This window comes from Sporosarcina sp. NPDC096371 (assembly GCF_044762865.1).
GTDB lineage: Bacteria > Bacillota > Bacilli > Bacillales_A > Planococcaceae > Sporosarcina.
Genome location: NZ_JBIWFE010000006.1, coordinates 61,263 through 78,480, shown reverse-complemented (window position 1 = coordinate 78,480; position 17,218 = coordinate 61,263). Strand labels below are relative to the sequence as shown.

The following is a 17,218-nucleotide window of genomic DNA, read 5'->3' as shown; positions in this document are numbered from 1 at the left end:
GGACATTACTGAATTGCTTCTGGATGTCCAGTCAGCAATGATTATTGATTATAATATCCTTATAATTCCTATGTGTCAAGTAGGTATTAAGGTATTCTATTCCAAGTATTTCATAAAGTTGCGGCAAAATCGACCTTTTTGAAAAAAATAGCCCGAGAGAAGGCACCGCACAAAGGGTAGCTGAAGCGGATTCAACAGAACCCTATCATTCAACTTATATACCGGTTTTCCCGTAAATAAGCCATAATCACCTCAACAGATTCGTCGATGCCTAATTGATTGGTGTCAATCACAATCTCCGCCCTATCCGGTTCTTCATAAGGCGCGTCGATTCCTGTAAAGCTCTTAATTTCACCCAATCTGGCTTTCTTATAAAGTCCCTTTGGATCACGCTGTTCACACGTATCTAAGCTAGCCTTCACATATATTTCGATAAATTCATCCTGTTCAACAAGATTACGCACTTGGTTGCGATCTTCCAGATAAGGTGAAATGAATGCCGTCAACGTAAACAAACCAGCATCTACCATTAATTTTGCCACTTCGCCAATTCTACGGATATTTTCGGACCGATCATCTGGACTAAATCCTAAATTGTTGTTCAAGCCATGGCGAACATTATCGCCGTCTAATCGGTACGTATGAAACCCTTTTGTGTACAATGCCTTTTCCAACGCGACCGAAATCGTTGACTTTCCGGATCCAGACAGCCCAGTAAACCAAATAATGGCACTTTTATGTCCTTTTTGCAGCCTGCGATGTTCCTTTGTGACCTCAGAGTCATGCCACACAATATTTGTCGGTTTCACCATTGCTTTCTCCCCCTTTTTTTAGACAAAAAGACATCTTTCAGTCGATATCTATCATCGAATAAAAAGATGCCTTTAGTTGACTAATTAGCATGATTTAAGAGTAAGGAGAAAGATGGCAAATGTCAACAATTTTTCTGACTATTTTATATTCAGATCTATTTCGTATGGATTAGAACAAAAAACCGAACAAATTTATAGCACAATTTGTCCGGCTCGTCATCTATACTTCTATAAAACCTATTCAATTAAAAATTGGTAATGTAACAATAATCATCGATAGGAATAATATCGCCACATAATTCACTGAAAAAAGGAACATCATATGTGCCCATTTTAAATCGTCTTTTGTGGAAAAACCCGTAAAACTCGCAAGCAACCATCCAACATTTAATACAGTAGCAATGACGATAAATACAGTTCCTAGCGACCCTAAAAGGAACGGTAAAGGAAGTAGACAAGCAATATAAACGACAATTTGTCGTTTGGTAAACGCAAATCCATGAACGACAGGTAGCATAGCCACATTTGCGGCTTTATACTCATCGTATTTCTTCATGGCAATCACAAAAGTATGTGGCATTTGCCAAACAAACAAAATAAGTGCCAGAACAATAGGAACGATATGATAACCTGGTGCAATGGCTGTCCATCCGATTAAAGGAGTTACTGCACCTGAGACACTTCCAATTACTGTATTCAATGTATATCTGCGTTTTGACCACATCGTATACAAAATGACATAGACAAACCACCCAATAAACGCATATATAACCGCTTCAATTGTTGTAAAAAACAATACGATAAAACCTAGAATTGATAAAGAAATTCCCAATATCAAAACTGTTCTTAAAGAAATATTCCCGGTAACTGTCGGACGTTTTTTTGTTCGTTCCATAACTGTATCAATATCAACGTCATACCAATTGTTTAGGATTAATGCACCAGCCATTACAAGCGTGCTCCCAGCCATGGTTAGTATAAAGACACCCAAGTTAACCCCGAGAGTGGTATTTGAAAAATAAAGGGCTAACCAGAATCCCGTAAGGACAGGTAACACATTCGCGATTAATACTATCCCTTTAAATAGTGATTTTAGATCAGCAATCCAACTGCCTATTGTTCGTTCACTCGACAATCCTACTTTTTCTACCTTCTGTTGGGAAGGCAACATAACCTTAGTCATTTATTCTTCTCTCCTCAAAAAAGCCAGATACTTTCCAATGCAATTCAAGCTTTGTTTCTTGGAACACTGACATACTATACTACATTTTACTATTACTCTTCTTGTAAGACAAAGAAAAGTGTCCTAAAGAGCCAATAAACCGGACAGACTACAAGGTAAAAGTTTAAAATTCGACACTTGATTTTTTGATGATAACTCCTAGCCAAATAGAAGACATGAAGAGAACACAATAACACCATACAAAAGTCCCTCATTAATATATAGGTAAAATACCCATAACATGATACAATTGAACGACTGGGATAGATAAAGGAGAGGATTTCATGCCAGGAAATCAAGGAATTTTATTAGAGAGTGGCACAAATGAACTTGAAATTGTTGAATTTGAAGTGGGTAGCAGTACATTTGGGATTAATGTCATTAAAGTGAAAGAAATAATTCAACCGATTCCAATTACGTTTATCCCACATGCCCACCCGCATGTCGAAGGTATTATTCAGTTACGAGGCGAAGTTTTACCAGTTGTCGATATGGTAAAAGTCTTGGGCCTTTCTACAGATAAGCGTAATTCTCAAGAAAAATTTATTGTTGCTGAATTCAACAAACAAACGGTTGTATTTCATGTGGATAACGTATCACAAATTCACCGAATTTCTTGGGAACAAATTGAAAAACCTTCTGATATGTATCAAGGAGGTCACTCACAAATTATTGGGGTCATTAAGCATCGAGATGAAATGATTTTATTGCTTGATTTTGAAAAAATTGTTTTAGACATTAACCCAGACACAGGAATTAGTATTGATGCTGTGAAGAAGCTTGGCAAACGTGAACGTTCCGACAAGAAAATTGTCATCGCAGAGGACTCCCCGCTCCTTCGGAAGCTACTGGCTGACACACTGGCAGAAGCTGGCTATGTTCATCTTGACTTTTTTGAAAATGGCAAAGAAGCCTTCAAGCATTTAGAAAATCTCGTCGCTAAAGGCGGAGAAATCAGCGAACACGTACAGTTTATTATCACTGATATAGAAATGCCGCAAATGGATGGCCATCACTTGACGAAGAAGATCAAAACACATCCAGTGTTATCCAAATTACCTGTTGTTATTTTCTCAAGCTTAATCACTGATGATTTACGTCATAAGGGCGATCAGGTCGGTGCAGTCGAGCAGATTAGCAAACCCGAAATTGCCGAACTCATTTTGAAAATCGATACTCATATTTTGTAGATAAAAATGCCAGCATCTCTATGAGACACTGGCATTTTTATTATCTTCTTGTTGCCGCTTTAGCCCACGTACTTTCGAGCCACTGATCAAATTCGGCACCCTTATCGCCTTCGTACGTGTCATATAAATCTAGTCTCATCTTTTTAAGCTTTTCTTTGAATTCTTCATACGTATGATCCGCTGGTAAGCTTTTCTTAATTCTAGACCATACTTTATTCGCATCTTTAATCAATTCATTTTCTTTTCTTGCTGGTAATTGAACGTCTTCACCAAACTTTTTTAGTTGGCGATAAGCTGCTTCTTGTATTTTGTAAACAGCGTCGTTATTCATTCTAAAAATGAGCACATCGATTACTCGCTTATGTTTCCATTGTCCTAATTCTTCAACTGCATCCATACGCTCTCTCCAATTGGATGTTCGGTTGATTGCTTTTTTTAATTCCTCATAATTTGGGGGTAATTCATTTTTGATTGACAATTGTTTCATTCTCCTTCTAATTCGCAATACTAGATAGATTGAGCCCGACGTGGCACTTACTTTATTATATCATCTGCTCATCTTACATAGTTTGCTTACAAAATGCTTGAATCTGTATTGTACCACACTAATCCATTATGCAAGTCAAATAAACAGCGCAAACCGAATATTGAATTGGTTTGCGCTGTTCTATTATGAACCCATTTTTCTACGTGCACTGCTCACTTTTTTCGCTTGTTGACTTTGCATTTTTTTTGCAGATGATCCTGCATTTCCTTTAGCGTTGTTAGTAGCCGTATTGTTTTTCTTAGCTTCCAACTGTTTTTGAATTGCTTCTTTTAAACTCATTTTTTTCTGTTCAGTCATCTTATATCCCCCTATGGTTTCCTTTATTATACCCGAATTTCAATCAATTCATAGATAATACTTTTTTCGCATCTTCTCGAAGGGTTTCCAAACGCTTGCGATCTTCAATACGTTGCATCGATTGTTCTTCTTTTACTTTTTTATATTCGTCAATGCCAGACACAATGGTATCCCACATATTTTCAATAGTTTCCATTTTAATGCTAGAGCTACCTGAACGCTGGGCGATTTCAATACTTTGTTTCATAATATCACTCGTCACATCTTGCAGCATCTGATTCGCACGATCTTCGAAGGCATTTAAGGAATCTGAATGTACTTTTTGACGTTTGGCACTCACGGTATTAATAATTCCCATTTTGAAAATAGGGATGGTCGTGACAAAGGCACTATTGATTTTGGCGACTAAATCATTGTTCCCTCTTTGCATTGTCTTAATTTGCGGAGCGGCGATGACGGCTACCATACGCGCTTTTTCTAGGTCATCAATTTTTCGTTCCAATAATTCTTTGACTGCCACCAAATTTTCAAGTTCCATACGGGCCATCTGGTCCCCGCTTTCAACTTTCTGCTGACATTGTGGAATGAGTGAAGTCGTAACCTCTTCTAACTTGATTTCCGCGGCCACTACATATTTCTCTAGTTCGAAATAGTATTCAACATCTTCCGCATAAAGTCCTTCTAACTCGCGATTGGATTGTTTTAATTCTTCCTCGATGATAGCAAATTGGCCATGAATCTTTTCAATCTCGCCGCCCAAGGTTTGATACTTTTTAAACATCGCTTCAGCCTGTTGTTTTGCTCGTTTAAAGATTTTATCGAGAAAACTTGGATCCTTAGTAATTTCGTTTCGATCAAATCTTTTCATCAGCTTTTCCAACTGATTAAGTAATTCTCCAGAGTCATCCAATTTTGACATTGTCATCGTGTTTAAGATGCGATCGGAGAACTTGGACAATCGATCTGCTGGCTCTCTACCTAGTGACAATAATTCAGTTTGATCTCTAATATCCATCCTACTAACAATCTGTAATACTTGAGGTTCTTGGCGCAATTGCAGTCTTAATTGATCCGCAGATTGTTCAGTTAACCCTTCTTTTTGAAGTGCAACAGTCATTGTCATCGTAAAATCCCCTATCTATTCATAATCAAAAAATGCTCTTGATAATTTTTTTGAAAATCGATTGTTCTTTTATTTGTTGTTGCTGATATTCTTGCCCAAACACCATATCCTCTAACCAATGCACATCATAGTTGGCAGGATCTATATATTCTTCAATATCCGTATGACCGGCTGGATTGTAAAGGATAATATCCACCCCAAACTGATTCAGAAAAAGAAGTAAGGCGGCATCTTCACGGGACGGCGCACCATTTGTCTCCATATTATATAACACGAGTCGGGGCACTTCTTGAGAATAATCAAACCCTTGCAGTAATTGTAAAATTTCTTCCGGAAGCATACTCGCTTGTTTAAAAATAAATAATTGCAGGTCATACAATGATTCATGATCTAACTTCATCAGTTTTGGCTGTTCACAGCATTCTTTTATAGTACTGGCAATGGCATTTTGCAATCCTGCATACAAGTGTCCATATCTCCACCAATTACTTTTCACCATCTTGTCGAGCGATAAAGAACCGTCTCGATCTAACGATTGCTGATAATGGAAATGATAATTCGCTTTCGTTGTTTTAGCATAAGGGAACTGGAGAATAGATAACGAATGCGCATCGGCTGTTAACTGATGCATACGTTCCCAATAGTCTGCTCGGTCACTCGACACCCCCTGTATCTTCGCAAAAACAACGGGTATGGTGACACGATCTTCTTCGATTTTAAAATCAGGACGAATCATTGCCTTCTCTTTCGAATAGATGAAAACATCATCATAGGTCATACGTAACGTAAGTGCTGTGGGAATGTACTCCCTAAATTGCCACGGCTTATAAACGCCGGATTGATGATCATTCATCATCTTTTCCAGCTGCTTATTAGCACGGTATGCCACAGTCGTTTCTCGATTTCTAATCTGCGTTGGAAAAGGGTGCAATTCTCCTTTGTCGGGATACCTGTATACATCAGAAAATTCGTTATCTGGATCCACATCTACAAATACATCCTCAGCCCCTGGGTGAAAAATAAGAACATCACAGCCAAATTCCATCAGCAACAGTAAAAAGTATTGTTGACTACTGGTTAATTCACCATACCAAACCACTTTCGGGAAATCTTCACCGATTGATAGCGGTTCCGACCACTTTTCCCAATGATTTTTTAACCACTTGACGATATCAATCAAAAATCTGCGGAATTCAGGCGACTGCAGGCCACTATTTTGTTGTTGTTGAAAATGATTAACAATTTTTATAGTAGATATTTGCACATGTCGGTTGATTGCAGGATCTTTATGTTTGGGAATCAGATTTTTTCCATACATAAACGCAATCAGCCGGTTGATGGACAATCCCTTTGGCTCTTTTTGATGAAGCATTAGAATTTCCTGTATCGCTTGGAAGTCCTGAGTATCAATCGTCTTATCTAATTCTTCACTCAGTACGTGAATGAATGACTTGTCATGCATATCGAATAGTGAATTGTAATACTCATCCTCAACTAAAGGAATTCCCAAGACCCGAAGGCCGATTCTGTTAAAACGAAAAGTCGAATCATCGATGAAAAAGGACGGCCGATCTCGAGTAGTAGCAAGAAACAATGCCAACCAATCCGTTGTTGGGGTATATAAAATAGGTTCTATTTGTTGAATGCTCACCTAACGCTCTCCCTTCCAGTAGATTAAAGAATATAGTACCCCTTTGTAGTGTCATAGATGACGATACCGAGGGGCTCCACTATGACGGAGTTCAATAGACGATAAGAAATAGAAATGATAAGTTAGTTTAAGTATAGCCGTTCTAGCTGAATTATTCACGGCTTATAGTTCGGTTTTTACTAGCATTCGTCCATTTGAAGGTCAATCGTCAATTATTCTTCAGTATGTTCAATTTCGAATGTTCGCCTTACTCCCTATATTCTCCAACATGGAGATATGTAAAATGATTTCAAGCCCCTGCCAAACAGCATAGACTGTCTGTATAGCCTCTAAACAACCAAGAGCTATTAATGTTTTACTGGCATATCCAACAGATGGCCCAGTAATTCTTCAGTTGACGTAGCACCTAGTTCTTTTAACCAGATCACTTTTGGATCATCACATTTCTTTTCAAATATTTCGCCGTGTGTAGGGCTATAGCTGATATCAGCCTGCACAAGCATTTCGTAGTCCATAAGCGAATCTCCTGCAGCAATATGCAGGTCATAATCGACATGTTTTTGCAGATGAGCAACCGCGATAGCTTTATCTAATTGGGCAGGAAGGATATAAAGTTTTCTTCCTTGAAGATAGATTTTCCACCCTATTTTATTGAATTCTTTTTCAAAATTCGTATGCTCTTGATACGGAAAATGTTGACGATTGATATAGATGATATAAAATAAATCGTCGCTATTATGCACTTTTTCGACCCAGTCTTTGTTGCTAATATTGGCAAACAATTTCAATAAATCTTCTTTTGGGAGTGATGTAGCAGCGATTTCCTGACGAATCATCTGATCCCATTCCACATCCCGTTTTCCATCTACTAAAATGGTGCCACCATTATTCGTAATGGCGTATTTCGGTCGAATCCATTGCTGAAAAGCCACGATTCGTTCATATTGATCAATCGTTCTAGTCGTAACGGGTACAAACAGATGCTTTTCATGGAACTGCTTCAGCAGTTCCACTGATTGATTCGACATGAAGCTAATGATTTCATCATCTTTATATTCTATTCCCGCCACATCACCTAGAATAGGATATTTTTTCATCATATTGTTCGAATAAATTAAGGTGCGATCTAAATCAGATGTAAATAAGATCATGGATGACACTACCTTTACAATTCTTTGATAATGCCGCAACAGGAATACGACATTTCCGTAAATTCTTCGACTGGTACGTTGAGTTCTTCTGCAAGCATTAGAATATGAGTTAAGTCATTCGAGAAATTAGGATTGATAAGAATTTTCCACGGCAGCCTCCGAAGTAATACGCGTGTCGTTTCTCCAACTCCAGGCTTAATAAAGTTCTGATTATCAATGCCAAATGACTGTTGGATCAATTCAACAGATTGCAATCCTTTCCATGACGGTGTCAAATCTGCTTCCCCTATTTTCTCCAACGATTCATGCACTTCACGTTGCACACCATTAAACGTATGCTCAATCGTATCTACATAAAGGTTAGAAACATCTACTGTCGCTAATTCTTCATAAAATTTGGCCCCGTGGAAATCATCTTTGTCCATAAAATCATAATTTAATACTGTTCGGCTGACCAGCCCCGAAACCGTGGAGTTTAAGCAAGCAGAAGGTATTAAAAAATCATCCCGTGTTCCATAAATACGCACACAATGACCTGGATCAGCAAGGACCGCTAAACTAGCATTGATTTTGTTGATGTTGGCGGCATTATAGTTCAAACAAGACTTCTCTAATTCCTTAGTAATTGCGCCCTTACCCGTCCATCCATCGACAAATTGAATTTTTGCACCCGGATGGTGCTCAAAAATATAATCAATGGCCACGTCATCAATACCACGTCCTCTAATAATGGATATCGAGTAGTGCGGGATATTGACCTGATACTTAAAGGAGAAGTATCTTTTTATTAAGACGCCAATCGGGGTACCTGCCCTAGCTAGGCTGACAAGGACTAGCTTGTCGAGGCCGTTTTGTTGTTTGATTTGTTCTGCTACGACACCGACTGCAACCCCGATACGTGTAGCGAACATATCTAATGAACGGTGAAATAAGGAAACATAATCTTCTGTTGGTTGATATTCTACGGGAAGCATTTCAGAATAATGAGTACCTGATTGAATCAGGCCTTCCCTTTCCTCGGTTTTTGTTTCGATAACATAATGACCAATATCGCGTAAAAGGAAAGTAACATCATCTTCCGCGTAACTCCCCATCTTATCTGGTTTCGTGATTGATGTAAGCATGCTCTTTATCCCCTCTCTATTCCAACGGCTCCGTCATGATGACAATCGTAATATTTGGGATTTGCGTTTTTCGTAACTCTTTTATTAATGTATCGGCCCCAGTGATAGATGACATTCTTTCTATAAAAATAAAGATCTCATCATATTGATGTTCTTTAATATTGTATAGATGATTGATCAAACCGGAATTTTCAGGACTATCGAAAACAAATTTACTGTGGATGGAATAAGATTCCCTGTCAGTTTGATGGATAGGACTTCGAGTAGTTGCTTGAAAATAAACAGACGGTCCCATTTTAGAGGCTATTTGCATTGGAATATACATGAACTCTCCAGTTCCAATGACCAACGTCTTATCTCCCCTTCGCTGCCCTTTTATATGGCTGGCTGCGGTTGCAAGCTTTCGAGAAAATGCTTTCTCCTTATCAATTGAATGTCCAAATCGTCCTGTAGCTGTTACATAAGGGGAATGATTAGTGCTACCGTTAGCATTGATAGACGTAACATATTCAATAGAGTCTGGACCCATAAATTCTTTCAGAGAGAGATAAGCCAGTTCTTGCGTACAATCTGGAATCATTCCAACGGATTCTTCTTCTAAAACGGGCTGACCCGTAACTGTAATTGCGCCATCCAATATAGTGACAACGTGAATAGTGATGGATAGTTCTTGTTCCAATCGGCGAAATTTTTCCCTGTATTCTTCCGAACGCCAGTCCAAAATCGACACAACTGTGAATACCTTTTTCATAGGATAAGCGGCTGTGATCGTCTGAATTATATTGACAGCAGTCTTTCCAGTCGTCATTTCATCATCTACAAGAACTACTTCGCTATCATCCTCGAAGAACTGCTGATCAAGTGCATAAACTCGGTGGCTAGTGGCGTGTGAATGCTCTTCCTCAAAATTGATGATGGATGTACGCTCATTGATTTGTTCTCTTGTTGTATGGATGTATTTTGCGTTATTTTCAAACGAACTAAAGACAGCTTGACCTAAGGCTGTTGCAGTCTCCGCAAAGCCTATAAAGGTAGTGGGTCTCGGAAGTCTAATAGGTTTGCTTTGAATAGAGTCCAACAACTGCTCCGTTTGTTGATTGGTTTGAATCGCTTGTGCTACAGCCGTAGCGCGCGTATCTTTCAAACCGTGAACAACTTCCATATACCGCATCGCTAATAGGTTGCCTACAAGTAATGGAATATGTGGATTTACCGCAAGATGCTTACCCAGCACCTTGCTGACAAAAAGGAAACTTCTTTTTTTATTAATTCGTGTCGCCATTTGAAATAACTCATCTAATTGGAAATTATAAGGGTTGTCTAAAACCTCTACATCAACAGTTAAATCATCTAATAAGCTGTAGCTTTCTCTGGTCGAAAGAGCACCGGATGTCATACATTCACCTCGTAAAGTTCTTCTTCTAATTGCGTATCCATGATTAAACTTGTGAAATCTTGGTCTTCATTATAAACACCAAAAATTCTAGCTTGTAGCAGAATTCGTTTAGCCCAATACAAATGCGGCTTCATTTCATTCATTTTATTGTTATACTGGCTCTTCAAAACGCCTACCTGACCTTGGCTATTCGCAATAATACTTAAGGCATCTAAATACTCTTCATGGCTGATCGTGTAAAGTGAATGAACCGTTTTAATATGCGTTGGATGAATAACTGTTTTCCCTACAATTCCATTAAGCTTATCTAAAAGAACTTCATTAATTAGCCCATCAATATAGTGATCAATCATTTCTGTTCGTTTCTGCATACCCGTTCTGCCATAACGATCTTGGAACGGCGTCATGCGTAATTTAGATTTTAAAATACGTTGATCCTTCGAGAAGTATTCCCATACCGGTCCTGAAATGATATAACCGTTGTCTTGTCTGTTAAATATATTAAGAATATCTGTTAAACAATCCCTTATAAGGGCCACATCATAGATCGTCGTATCCACATTTCTACGAATGCCAAATAAACCACAAAAATCTGTAGCGCCAATGCGAATATTTAGAATATACTTTCGGTAGGAGTCTACTAGCTCTTTGATTTTCAATAAGGTTTCAATTCTCGTTTCTTTATAGATAATATCAGAGGACTCTAAAATCGGCATGCCATACAGCAAAATATCATCATGATTATTTTCTTCGAGAATAGAGAGGTATTCTTTTCCTGTTTCATATGAAAACTTCGGAAAAACATAACCTGTTAGAACACGCTGATAATTTCCAAGCCGAGCCGTTATCCGCTTCATCTGTTGTGGGTTTCTTACGCGCACAAAAACGAGTGGTAAATCGTCTATCGTAATCAGTTGGTTTTCTAGTGCAGCATAAAGCATCTCCATATGTTCATACAACTGATCCTCAGCATCTTGTAATTGATTGTCCCCCACCGCATCTTCCAAATCTATCACCATCGATGTCAGTTCCGCGAACTTTTTATCAATCAAATCTCGAGCGATGCTCTGCTTTGTTGCAGGCATATATAAAGTTGCACCTAGTGCATAAGAAAGTGTTTCCTTATCCACGTATTTCGTAAATCGCTCTGGCTCTTTAAAGAAAATCTCACGTTTTCTTTCAGGTGTTTCATAATCGAAGTGTTTCATATTTATCCCCTCTCCATATTGACCGCTATCATGTTAAACTGAAAAAAGGCATCGCGAAGGAAAAGTCTATAATAAAGTAGGTTCTAATTAAGAACTCCTTAAAATATTTCGACGCCAAGGGGATGCCTTCGTTTAAGTAATTTAAACTAAAAAAGAAAGGCTACTGCTTATACAGTAGCCAGTCAAAAAAAGATTATTTTTTGTTAATTTCCACTTTGGGGTACTGCCAAATTCAGCATAGAGAGGGGTTCCCTTCTCTATGCTGAATGACCACATTTATGCATCTAGTCCATAAGCATGAACTAACGATTGTAGTCCACCCTGATAGCCTGACCCCACCGCATTAAACTTCCAATCATTTCCGTGTCTGTAAACCTCACAGAATACAACTGCCGTTTCGACGCTGAAATCCTCACCAAGATCATAGCGAAGGACTTCTGCGCCTGTATCTTCATTGAGCAATCGAACGTAGGCATTTGAAATTTGGCCAAAATTCTGGCGACGTAGTTCTGCATCATGAATCGTCACAGTAATTGCTACCTTATCTACATCCTGCGGTACTTTTGACAGATTGATGGTCACATACTCGTCGTCTCCATCACCTTCGCCTGTTCGATTATCTCCTGCATGAATAACCGAGCCATCCACACTTTTCAGGTTATTATAGAAAATAAAGTCAAGCTCACTGCGGCATTTACCGCTTGCATTTAACAAAAATGCTGATGCATCAAGGTCATAGTCCTGTCCGCCATCAAATTGTTTTACATCCCAGCCTAAGCCGATACCAATTTTTTGTAAAGTAGGATCGTTTTTTGTTAAATCTATGCGTTGACCTTTACTTAGTTGAATTGCCATATATGATATCTTCCCTTCCATTATGCAAACGCTTTTTTGACGTCACTGTACGGTATTAGCCTACTTGCAGACCGAAATCATTACATAGAGCAGCTAATCCGCCTTGGTAACCCGAACCTACCGCGCTAAACTTCCATTCACCATTGTGACGGTATAATTCACCAACAACAACAGCTGTTTCGATACTGAAGTCTTCGCCTAAATCATAACGGATTAGTTCTGAGTTCGAATCTTCGTTAACAATACGGATAAATGCATTAGATACCATACCAAAGTTTTGGTTTCTTGCTTCAGCATCATGAATGGTAACTGCAAAAGAAACTTTTTCAATGTTTGCAGGAATATCTTTGATAGCAATTTTTACTTGCTCGTCGTCACCATCGCCGTCACCAGTTAGGTTGTCTCCTGAGTGAATGACCGCGCCGTTAGCACCTGTTGTGTTGTTATAAAATACGAAGTCTTGTCCACCTGATACTTTACCGTTAGCATCCAATAAGAATATAGACGCATCAAGGTCAAAATCTTGAGAACCATCATACTTGTTAACATCCCATCCAAGACCAACAACCACTTTAGATAGACCTGGATTTGTTTTCGTTAAATCAACCTTTTGACCTTTTGCAAGAGAAATTACACCCATTAGAAAAACCTCCGATTAATAATATTGTTGTCTTACACATGTTCCATTTTTTTATCACTGAAATCTTTTGCTGATTCCTGTGAGGTTTTGATCTGTTGTACCATCTCCAACAGCTCCAAATTTCCATTCGCCATTATGACGATAAATCTCACCTGTTACGAGTGTTGTTAGACCGCCGTAGTTATCAGATAAATTGTAGCGCAACAACTCATTACCTGATGTTGGATCTACTACACGGATATAAGCATTTTGTATCATACCGAAATCTTGTTTTCGTTTTGCACAATCATAAATATTAACAACGAAAACTAGTTTATTAATGCGATCAGGCACTGATTTTAATTCCACCATGATTACTTCATCGTCGCCAGCGCCGTCACCCGTTGTATTATCTCCTGAGTGGACAACAGACAAACATGAACTTTTCAAATTCCCGAAATAGACAAGATCATTTTTATCGACGAATTTATCGTCTGTTAACATAAATACAGAAGCGTCACAATCAATATTTGGCGCTGATTTAAAAGCCCCGAAGAGCCCGCCGCCTTTAGATTGAACTGGATCCCATCCTAAGCCTACCTGAATACGATTTAAACTTGAATTCCCTTTTGTCAAATCAATCTTTTGACCTTTTTGTAAGCTAATCGCCATTTGTTTATTCATCTCCTCAATTTCACTCTAACTTGAACTTATTCCTATGAATTTATCATACCAAGCAATCATTCATTGGGCAAATTCCATACTTAACGGTACAAGCACCTATATATACGTAGTTGCCTAGAAAAAGTTTCACCTTTACGCGATCTTTAAAATTTATTTTATCGACTTCACCATATTTCCAAAGTGGAAAAATCTAACTCGCCGTCAAGTTCCTTCATATATAATAGACAACTTTTTCATCAACTAGGTGCAATATTTCACAATCTATTCTTAGGTTTTTGGTTCACATGATTGACACAAAAACTATTTTGATGTTAAATGAATAAGGCTCAACTAATTAGACATCTAAGTAATACAGCCAAATGCCTTATTTAAAGGCATTTAATAGGAAAAAGGAGGAAATTTTATGAGTACGAAACAGAACAAGTTCCATTTTGCATGGCTAGTTTTATTAGGCCTTTGTATTACAGTAGGTCTAGGGAAATCTGGTTTAAATAGTTCAGCAGGATTATTTTTATCACCGGTATCAAAAGACCTTGGCGTAGGTTTAGGAAATTTAACTTTGTATTTAAGTATTGCATCTATTGTTACAATGGTATTTTTACCAATCGGTGGAAAGCTTATGGCTAAGTACGATACACGTGTCTTACTAAGTATCGCGATTATTTTACAAGCCGGTGCTTTTGCATTATTCGGTTTAATGAATTCAGTATGGGGATGGTATTTACTATCAATTCCTCTAGCTGTAGGTGGAGTACTTATTACGGTATTAGCCGGACCCGTACTTATCAATCAGTGGTTTAAAAAGCGTAGTGGTATGGCATTAGGAATTATTACAGCTGCTGGCGGATTAATTGGAGCGTTCACAACACCACTAATCGGACAACTTATCGGTAGTCAAGGTTGGAGAAGTGCTTATATAATCGTAGGTGTTGCAGCTATTGTCATTATTGTACCTACTATTGTATTGCTATTAAGAAAATCTCCAAGTGAGAAAGGTTTACTACCTTATGGTGCCGAAGACAATGAAGCGAGCGACAAGGACAAGAAAAAAGATACTAGCAACAGCGGAATTTCATTTGCTGATGCAAAAAAATCATTGTCATTTGTGTTATTAACACTGTTCTTCTTCTTCATTACGTCTATCGCAAGTTTCTCTATTCACATTCCAACTTATCTTATGAACGAAGGATTCAGCATTGAGTTCACTGGGAATGTAATGGCTGCATTGATGGTTGGGGTACTCATTGGATCTATCCTATTTGGTTATTTAATCGATAAAATTGGTGCTAAAAATACGGCTGTCATTGCGATGAGTATAGGTTTAGTTTCTATATTGTTATTGTTATTCTTCGTTCAAAGTACAGTTGCTATTGTCGTAGCTGTAGGACTATTCGGTTTTGTTTCAGCTTCAATCGGAACAATTGCCCCTGCAATCACTTCTGCGTTATTTGGTAACCGTGATTACAGTCAAATTTACTCAACGGTATCTCTCGGTTTAGCAGTTGCAGGTATTATTGCATTACCTTTATACGGCTATATTTTCGACTTCACGGGAAGCTATACACTCGTATTTTATACACTGATCGCGATGCTAATCATTAATATTGTAGGTGTATTCGTTGCCTTCACGAACAAAGAGAAAATGGTGAAAGCTGGTTTGTGGAAATAAGTAGCTGAATACTAAATGATGGTTTTCTAGCATTTTTCAAGAAAGCTTCAGACTGTAGACAATCTCCAGAAATTATGGGGATTGCCTACAGTCTTTTTTCTTTTACAATAGTAGTTCTATTAGAAAAGTTGATTTCCGATGCGGCCGGACGCTTCCACGGACACGACTTCAGCCGCTTCCCTCACTGCGCTCAGTCCAGGGTCTTCAGATTGCGCTGTTCCCGCAGGAGTTGCCGCCCTCCGTTTCAATCAACGGTGTCTCCTGAATAATGAATAAGGTAATCGATATGATGACGAAGAATCAAATCAACGAACGTGAACAGATGGTAAGACTGTCCATTGAACAGTTGGTCTCACAAGATCATCTCGCCCGTAAATTAGATGCAGCAATTGATTTTACTTTCATCTATCCATTGGTTGAAGACAAGACTCCGCATCGATCCGGTCGTATTAATCAAAATGACGTACCTTCGGCATACGTACTATGCGCCAGACCATCAAAAAGATTGAAACGGACATGGCATACCGCTGATTTCTTGGATTCGGCTTCCACACCCTCGTTCCTCATTTCTTTACGTTCGGAAAAAACTATGTCCGTCGTTTAGCGGACACAAATTTGTACGAGCAGATATTCTATGAAGTGTTGAAAGTAGTCGCAGATCGCGGGCTCCTTAGCTTGAATCACCTGTTCATCAATTCCACCCACGGAAAAGCTAGCGGAAGTTCCAAAAAGAGAGTTGGGCATATGAACATCAGTACCAGGAGGAACTCGACATTGACCGAGAAGAGTACAAAGGGATTAAGGAGTCAACAACAGACCCTGAGAGTGGCTACTACTTAAAGAATGAGCTATGGCTATTTTTGTCGACAATCTGAGCCTTCTGATACAATATCAGGAGGCTCTTTTCAGGTTCTGTAATAAGGTATTAGATCTTTTTTGTAAAAAAATGCAATGATATTTAGTAAGAAAGCCGGTATTTTTTTGGGGAACCAGCGCCTACAATAAAACTGTTTATAGGCTTTTTTTAGATTGGGCCATTGACTACACTCTTTCTTTTGCCTAAAACGTGTGACATCAATAATTTTTATGGATCCTGTTGACATGATAAAAATGTTACGCAAGTGAATATCAGAAGGGTTTAATCCTCGATTTGCCGCTAAGGATAGGGCATAATCGATTTCTTTTAGATGCGTAGATGTGATGATCTTTCCATGCGACATACACTCAAAAAGTGTTAGTCCTTCAACATAATCCATTACAATATAATTCGCTCCCACTTCATAAATAGATGGAAAATAGACAATCCCTTTAAGTACTTCATATATGCTAGCTTCTTCTTTTGCAAGATACGAAAAGACGGGAAAAAATAACTTCATCGCATGATTGGTTGATTTTACTCTAAAAACAAATGCACTTCTACCTGTCCCAACAAGCTCTAAAGAATCATCATAGCTAATTAGACGATTGCCCTTGTTAATAACGACTGTTTTTGAAAGTGCTTGATAAATATTCAACATTCACCCCCATCAATTTCAAGAAATAAATTATTATTACATCGCAAGCGTGATAATTTTACCTCCTGAGTTATTTTTAACGATTAGAAGACTCTAGTTCCTTCTTAGATCGACTCTAACGCTATTGTAACCATCTGTACGCTCGCCGATCCCAAT

General features: G+C 38.4%; 17 protein-coding genes and 1 pseudogene. 3 read left to right on the top strand and 15 right to left on the bottom strand.

From position 1 onward, the window contains the following. Positions 1 to 209: 209 nt before the first annotated feature. Positions 210 to 812 (bottom strand): adenylyl-sulfate kinase, encoded by a 603-nt coding sequence (cysC, locus tag ACIQ0H_RS16015; protein WP_403416776.1) that lies wholly within the window; start codon positions 810 to 812, stop codon positions 210 to 212. Positions 813 to 1,053: 241 nt separating this feature from the next. Next, entirely contained in the window at positions 1,054 to 1,995 is a 942-nt protein-coding gene (cyoE, locus tag ACIQ0H_RS16010; protein WP_403416773.1) for a heme o synthase, read from the bottom strand. Positions 1,996 to 2,318: 323 nt separating this feature from the next. On the opposite strand from cyoE, the gene ACIQ0H_RS16005 reads away from it, so the two are divergent. After that, complete coding sequence (locus ACIQ0H_RS16005; protein ID WP_403416770.1) at positions 2,319 to 3,224, top strand: chemotaxis protein; 906 nt, start codon at positions 2,319 to 2,321, stop codon at positions 3,222 to 3,224. A 40-nt stretch (positions 3,225 to 3,264) separates the two neighbouring features. Here the strand turns inward: ACIQ0H_RS16005 and ACIQ0H_RS16000 are convergent, their stop codons facing one another. The 11 genes from ACIQ0H_RS16000 to ACIQ0H_RS15950 all read right to left on the bottom strand — a co-directional run bounded on the left by ACIQ0H_RS16000 (position 3,265) and on the right by ACIQ0H_RS15950 (position 13,867). After that, complete coding sequence (locus ACIQ0H_RS16000; RefSeq protein ID WP_403416767.1) at positions 3,265 to 3,711, bottom strand: HEAT repeat domain-containing protein; 447 nt, start codon at positions 3,709 to 3,711, stop codon at positions 3,265 to 3,267. Between the two features lie 183 nt (positions 3,712 to 3,894). Beyond that, positions 3,895 to 4,068, bottom strand: coding sequence for a hypothetical protein (locus tag ACIQ0H_RS15995; RefSeq protein ID WP_203247742.1), 174 nt, complete (start codon positions 4,066 to 4,068; stop codon positions 3,895 to 3,897). Positions 4,069 to 4,111: 43 nt separating this feature from the next. Next, the gene (locus ACIQ0H_RS15990; protein ID WP_403416763.1) at positions 4,112 to 5,191 is read right to left on the bottom strand and encodes a toxic anion resistance protein; all 1,080 of its coding nucleotides are present in this window, start codon (positions 5,189 to 5,191) and stop codon (positions 4,112 to 4,114) included. A gap of 25 nt (positions 5,192 to 5,216) precedes the next feature. Continuing rightward, a complete protein-coding gene (locus tag ACIQ0H_RS15985; protein ID WP_403416760.1) occupies positions 5,217 to 6,842 on the bottom strand; it encodes a YceG family protein in 1,626 nt (541 codons plus the stop codon). Between the two features lie 347 nt (positions 6,843 to 7,189). Further along, on the bottom strand, positions 7,190 to 7,993 hold the full coding sequence (locus ACIQ0H_RS15980; protein WP_403416757.1) for an HAD family hydrolase: 804 nt from the start codon (positions 7,991 to 7,993) through the stop codon (positions 7,190 to 7,192). Between the two features lie 14 nt (positions 7,994 to 8,007). Then, positions 8,008 to 9,117, bottom strand: coding sequence for a cysteine protease StiP family protein (locus ACIQ0H_RS15975; RefSeq protein WP_403416754.1), 1,110 nt, complete (start codon positions 9,115 to 9,117; stop codon positions 8,008 to 8,010). Between the two features lie 16 nt (positions 9,118 to 9,133). After that, complete coding sequence (locus ACIQ0H_RS15970; RefSeq protein WP_403416752.1) at positions 9,134 to 10,513, bottom strand: phosphoribosyltransferase family protein; 1,380 nt, start codon at positions 10,511 to 10,513, stop codon at positions 9,134 to 9,136. Beyond that, positions 10,510 to 11,721 (bottom strand): HpcH/HpaI aldolase/citrate lyase family protein, encoded by a 1,212-nt coding sequence (locus ACIQ0H_RS15965; protein ID WP_403416749.1) that lies wholly within the window; start codon positions 11,719 to 11,721, stop codon positions 10,510 to 10,512. The genes ACIQ0H_RS15970 and ACIQ0H_RS15965 overlap by 4 nt, the downstream gene beginning before the upstream one ends. Positions 11,722 to 11,997: 276 nt before the next feature. Continuing rightward, positions 11,998 to 12,576, bottom strand: coding sequence for a TerD family protein (locus ACIQ0H_RS15960; RefSeq protein WP_403416746.1), 579 nt, complete (start codon positions 12,574 to 12,576; stop codon positions 11,998 to 12,000). A 55-nt stretch (positions 12,577 to 12,631) separates the two neighbouring features. After that, a complete protein-coding gene (locus ACIQ0H_RS15955; protein WP_403416743.1) occupies positions 12,632 to 13,216 on the bottom strand; it encodes a TerD family protein in 585 nt (194 codons plus the stop codon). A gap of 54 nt (positions 13,217 to 13,270) precedes the next feature. Beyond that, positions 13,271 to 13,867, bottom strand: a complete 597-nt coding sequence (locus ACIQ0H_RS15950; RefSeq protein WP_403416740.1) for a TerD family protein — start codon at positions 13,865 to 13,867, stop codon at positions 13,271 to 13,273. A 415-nt stretch (positions 13,868 to 14,282) separates the two neighbouring features. On the opposite strand from ACIQ0H_RS15950, the gene ACIQ0H_RS15945 reads away from it, so the two are divergent. Next, on the top strand, positions 14,283 to 15,548 hold the full coding sequence (locus ACIQ0H_RS15945) for an MFS transporter (RefSeq protein WP_403416737.1): 1,266 nt from the start codon (positions 14,283 to 14,285) through the stop codon (positions 15,546 to 15,548). A 119-nt stretch (positions 15,549 to 15,667) separates the two neighbouring features. Here the strand turns inward: ACIQ0H_RS15945 and ACIQ0H_RS15940 are convergent, their stop codons facing one another. Further along, complete coding sequence (locus tag ACIQ0H_RS15940; protein ID WP_403416734.1) at positions 15,668 to 15,796, bottom strand: hypothetical protein; 129 nt, start codon at positions 15,794 to 15,796, stop codon at positions 15,668 to 15,670. 38 nt (positions 15,797 to 15,834) lie between these two features. Between ACIQ0H_RS15940 and ACIQ0H_RS15935 the strand changes: the two are divergent. Next, positions 15,835 to 16,396, top strand: a pseudogene (locus tag ACIQ0H_RS15935) (transposase); the annotation flags it as partial. A 57-nt stretch (positions 16,397 to 16,453) separates the two neighbouring features. Here the strand turns inward: ACIQ0H_RS15935 and ACIQ0H_RS15930 are convergent. Further along, positions 16,454 to 17,065 carry a protein kinase family protein gene (locus ACIQ0H_RS15930; RefSeq protein ID WP_403416731.1) on the bottom strand — a complete coding sequence of 204 codons (612 nt, stop codon included), beginning with the start codon at positions 17,063 to 17,065 and terminating at the stop codon, positions 16,454 to 16,456. Between the last annotated feature and the right edge of the window lie 153 nt (positions 17,066 to 17,218).

What these genes read in the sequence shown, in the direction of transcription:
- ACIQ0H_RS15990 (WP_403416763.1), bottom strand. Translation starts at nt 5,191, where the DNA reads ATGACAATGACTGTTGCACTTCAAAAAGAAGGGTTAACTGAACAATCT.
- ACIQ0H_RS15955 (WP_403416743.1), bottom strand. Translation starts at nt 13,216, where the DNA reads ATGGGTGTAATTTCTCTTGCAAAAGGTCAAAAGGTTGATTTAACGAAA.
- ACIQ0H_RS15980 (WP_403416757.1), bottom strand. Translation starts at nt 7,993, where the DNA reads ATGATCTTATTTACATCTGATTTAGATCGCACCTTAATTTATTCGAAC.
- ACIQ0H_RS16000 (WP_403416767.1), bottom strand. Translation starts at nt 3,711, where the DNA reads ATGAAACAATTGTCAATCAAAAATGAATTACCCCCAAATTATGAGGAA.
- ACIQ0H_RS15930 (WP_403416731.1), bottom strand. Translation starts at nt 17,065, where the DNA reads ATGTTGAATATTTATCAAGCACTTTCAAAAACAGTCGTTATTAACAAG.
- ACIQ0H_RS15965 (WP_403416749.1), bottom strand. Translation starts at nt 11,721, where the DNA reads ATGAAACACTTCGATTATGAAACACCTGAAAGAAAACGTGAGATTTTC.
- ACIQ0H_RS15995 (WP_203247742.1), bottom strand. Translation starts at nt 4,068, where the DNA reads ATGACTGAACAGAAAAAAATGAGTTTAAAAGAAGCAATTCAAAAACAG.
- ACIQ0H_RS15970 (WP_403416752.1), bottom strand. Translation starts at nt 10,513, where the DNA reads ATGACATCCGGTGCTCTTTCGACCAGAGAAAGCTACAGCTTATTAGAT.
- ACIQ0H_RS15975 (WP_403416754.1), bottom strand. Translation starts at nt 9,117, where the DNA reads ATGCTTACATCAATCACGAAACCAGATAAGATGGGGAGTTACGCGGAA.
- ACIQ0H_RS16005 (WP_403416770.1), top strand. Translation starts at nt 2,319, where the DNA reads ATGCCAGGAAATCAAGGAATTTTATTAGAGAGTGGCACAAATGAACTT.
- cysC (WP_403416776.1), bottom strand. Translation starts at nt 812, where the DNA reads ATGGTGAAACCGACAAATATTGTGTGGCATGACTCTGAGGTCACAAAG.
- ACIQ0H_RS15960 (WP_403416746.1), bottom strand. Translation starts at nt 12,576, where the DNA reads ATGGCAATTCAACTAAGTAAAGGTCAACGCATAGATTTAACAAAAAAC.
- cyoE (WP_403416773.1), bottom strand. Translation starts at nt 1,995, where the DNA reads ATGACTAAGGTTATGTTGCCTTCCCAACAGAAGGTAGAAAAAGTAGGA.
- ACIQ0H_RS15945 (WP_403416737.1), top strand. Translation starts at nt 14,283, where the DNA reads ATGAGTACGAAACAGAACAAGTTCCATTTTGCATGGCTAGTTTTATTA.
- ACIQ0H_RS15950 (WP_403416740.1), bottom strand. Translation starts at nt 13,867, where the DNA reads ATGGCGATTAGCTTACAAAAAGGTCAAAAGATTGATTTGACAAAAGGG.